The organism is Phytoactinopolyspora endophytica, from assembly GCF_004138495.1.
In the GTDB taxonomy this organism is placed as follows: Bacteria; Actinomycetota; Actinomycetes; order Jiangellales; family Jiangellaceae; genus Phytoactinopolyspora; species Phytoactinopolyspora endophytica.
This window is the reverse complement of the sequence record NZ_ML142865.1, coordinates 2,908-5,985: the sequence shown is the minus strand read 5'-3', so window position 1 is coordinate 5,985 and position 3,078 is coordinate 2,908. Positions and strand designations below refer to the sequence as shown.

The following is a 3,078-nucleotide window of genomic DNA, read 5'->3' as shown; positions in this document are numbered from 1 at the left end:
GGGGTTCGTGAGCCGCGTAGACGATCTGAGAGGCGGGCTCGCCGTCGGCGGAAGAGCCGTCGTCGTTCAGCTGTTCGACGTCCCAGTTCGGGTTGACCGTGGGAGTGACGCCGAGGACGCCATCCGGGATGTCGATGGCGACCTCGGTGGTCGCCGCCCCATCGCAGCCATGCGGTACGGCGAAGGTCAGCACCGTGTAGGAGCCGGCAGGCGCCTCGTCAGGGCTCACCGAGACATGCGCTGCGGCGACCGAGGCCAGACCGGCCACGAGCGCCACCGCGCCGCCCAGCCCGGCCGCAGCCCGCACGGCGGCACGTTGGCGCCGACGGACGGATGCCGACGCACCCTGCGGGCGGGCGGGTGTGGATGGCCGGTGTTCACGGCGGATGTATGGAAACGGGGACATAGTGGTACTCCTCAAACAGTTCGATGCGACGAAGGGGTTACTCAGATCGCCCCGGGTCGCTCACCGGCGACACACCGCGGCGGGAAAACGGACGTCGAGCTGTGCAGAGTCGCTACGACGCCCGGGGACATCGCTCGAGCGCGGTCACGGACGACGACCACCACAGCACTCCGCGGCGGCGTCGTCGCTCGTGCTCACGCGAGCGCACTATCAGCGAGGAGGACCGCGCGTGCCCGGGCCGCCCAGGCAGAGGATGGGGCCGACGGTCGGGACCAGTCGGTACGCCCGACCGATGACCGGGCCGTCGGCGGCGGGCACCGGATCGCCCATCCGCGGCACCCGGGGGAGCCTGGCGAGGCTCCACAACGCCCACACCAGCCGCTCGGCGTACGCCAGCATCGCACTGACCACGACCGCGGCGACCGCGTGCGAGGCCACCATGCTCATCGTCCAGCCGTAGCCGGCCGATTCGACGTGGTGACCGCCCGCGCCGGCGAACAGGTGCAGACCCACCTGTGACAACAGGACCACCGCGAGAATGCCGCCGAACGAGCGACGCGTGTCGGCCGCGGCGATGCACATCGCCGACAGCGCTGCTCCACCGGCGACCATGCCGGACGTGACGTGCACGACGCCGCCGGCCACCACGTGCGCGACCATGGACATCCCGAGACAGACGGCGGCCAGGATCGAGCCGCGCGCCAGCCGCGCGGCGCCCTTCCCGGGACTCGTCACAGCTCGCGAGCGTATCACCGAGCATTTCCATGATCATCAACCGCCAGCCGCACCATCCTGTGCTCAACGGTTGATGATCATGGGACCAGTCGTAGTGTGGTGATGTGGTCAACCTGACGAAGATCTACACCCGTACCGGCGACGACGGCACCACCGGGCTGGGCGATTTCACCCGGACCAGCAAAACCGACCCGCGTCTGGTGGCCTACGCCGACGCCAATGAGGCCAACGCCACCATCGGGGTGGCGGTCGCGGCCGAACGCAGCGGCACCGGCGGGGGCGACCTCGGCGACGACGTCCTCACCGCGCTGACCCGCGTGCAGAACGACATGTTCGACGTCGGTGCGGACCTGTGCCTGCCGCTCAAACCGAGCTACGAGCACCCGCCGCTGCGCGTGCAGGCCGAGTGGATCGACGAGCTCGAAGCGGACTGCGACCGGTTCAACGACGGGCTGCCCAAGCTACGCTCGTTCATCCTGCCGGGTGGCACCGTGACGGCGGCGCATCTGCACGTCGCGACGACGACGGTCCGCCGCGCGGAACGCTCCACCTGGCACGCCCTGCAGACGTACGGCGATGGCGAGGACGGCGGGGTGAACCCGCTGACCGCCAAGTACCTCAACCGGCTCTCCGACCTGCTGTTCATCCTCGCCCGCTATGCGAACCGCTACGCCGGTGACGTCCTGTGGCAGCCGGGCGGCGGCCGCGACGCCGGCTAGAGCCGTGCCGCCGACGATTCGCGCATGCCCGGTCGGCCCATAGACTCGAGGGGATGAAGCTGACGAAGTACGAGCACTCCTGCGTCCTCGTCGAAGATGGCGACGCACGTGTCCTGATCGATCCCGGCAACTTCTCGCACGGCTTCGAGGAGCTCACCGGCCTCACGGCGGTGCTCGTCACGCATCAGCACCCCGACCACCTCGACGTCGAGCGGCTACCCCGCGTGCTGGAGCACAACCCGGATGCCGCGCTGTACACGGACGCGGGAACGGCCGAGGTCCTGGCTCAGATGCACATCGAGTCCACCACTGTGCACGCTGGAGACCGGCTGGACCTGGGCGTCGAGGTGGACGTCCACGGCGAGCAGCACGCTGTCATCCATCCGGACATCCCGGTGGTTCCCAACGTCGGCTACCTGGTCGGCGGCCGGTTCTTCCATCCGGGCGACTCGTTCGCACCGCCGCCGGTAGACGTCGAGATCCTTGGCATGCCGACCGCCGCCCCGTGGCAGAAGCTCTCTGAGGCGATCGACTTCCTCCGCGCTGTGGAACCTGCCACGGCCATCCCGATCCATCAGGCGATCCTCACCAAGCCGGAGATGTACTACGGGCATTTCCAGCGGCTCGGTCCGGAGCGGACGGACCTTCGCCTGCTCGAGCCCGGCGATACGGCCACGGTGTGACCATGCGACGACGATCCGACGTATGTGGTTCGACATGAACGACGACGAATTCCGGCAGCCACGCCGGCCCTCGCTCAGGGGCGACATGCCCAACCTGCCCGGAGACCCCGATCCCGCGGACCGGATCGCGCTCGCGCACGCGACCGCAGCGGCGGTGCTGAACGCCGGACGCGCTGAGGACGCCAGCGCGGGGACGACGGAGCGGCTGGTGCGCCTCGCCGACCAGGTCGGCCTGGACGAGCTCGCCGAATTGTGGCGGGAGTCCGGAGCCGCGACCTTGCCGGGAACCCTGTGGTCACTCTATTTGCTGCGTAGCTGGGTGCATCGCAACGGCGAGGAGGCCGCCCGGCTGTTCACGGCCGGCCAGGAGGTCGCCGAGGTCTCCATGGCGGTCGCGGGCGTCGGGCAGCCACCCGGGCCACGCGAAGTCGCCACACTTGGCGACGCGGTGCTCAGCCGTGCGTTCGACGGCGACTTCGCCGTCACGTTGGAACGTGCCGGTGCGTTCTGCCGTGTGATCGCGACCGGCCGGGCA

Annotated in this window: 5 protein-coding genes; 3 read left to right on the top strand and 2 right to left on the bottom strand. The window is 69.6% G+C overall.

Annotated elements, in window-relative coordinates; genetic code table 11:
• Together ELR45_RS26105 and ELR45_RS26100 are read right to left on the bottom strand one after the other, a co-directional pair.
• Positions 1–406, bottom strand: a 406-nt coding sequence (locus ELR45_RS26105) for a DUF1775 domain-containing protein (RefSeq protein WP_129669070.1), incomplete at its 3' end; no start/stop codon positions are given.
• A 210-nt stretch (positions 407–616) separates the two neighbouring features.
• Positions 617–1,141: a hypothetical protein gene (locus ELR45_RS26100; protein WP_129668954.1), complete on the bottom strand. Its 525-nt coding sequence runs from the start codon at positions 1,139–1,141 to the stop codon at positions 617–619.
• Positions 1,142–1,245: 104 nt separating this feature from the next.
• Here ELR45_RS26100 and ELR45_RS26095 point away from each other — a divergent pair, with 104 nt between their 5' ends.
• From ELR45_RS26095 to ELR45_RS26085, 3 genes are all read left to right on the top strand, one after another.
• Complete coding sequence (locus tag ELR45_RS26095; protein WP_129668953.1) at positions 1,246–1,860, top strand: cob(I)yrinic acid a,c-diamide adenosyltransferase; 615 nt, start codon at positions 1,246–1,248, stop codon at positions 1,858–1,860.
• A gap of 53 nt (positions 1,861–1,913) precedes the next feature.
• Positions 1,914–2,543: an MBL fold metallo-hydrolase gene (locus tag ELR45_RS26090; RefSeq protein ID WP_129668952.1), complete on the top strand. Its 630-nt coding sequence runs from the start codon at positions 1,914–1,916 to the stop codon at positions 2,541–2,543.
• Between the two features lie 22 nt (positions 2,544–2,565).
• Positions 2,566–3,078: hypothetical protein (locus ELR45_RS26085; RefSeq protein ID WP_165368107.1), on the top strand; the 513-nt coding region annotated here is incomplete at its 3' end.

Excerpts from the sequence above, each read along its gene's own strand:
- ELR45_RS26090 (WP_129668952.1), top strand. The coding sequence starts at position 1,914 with ATGAAGCTGACGAAGTACGAGCACTCCTGCGTCCTCGTCGAAGATGGC.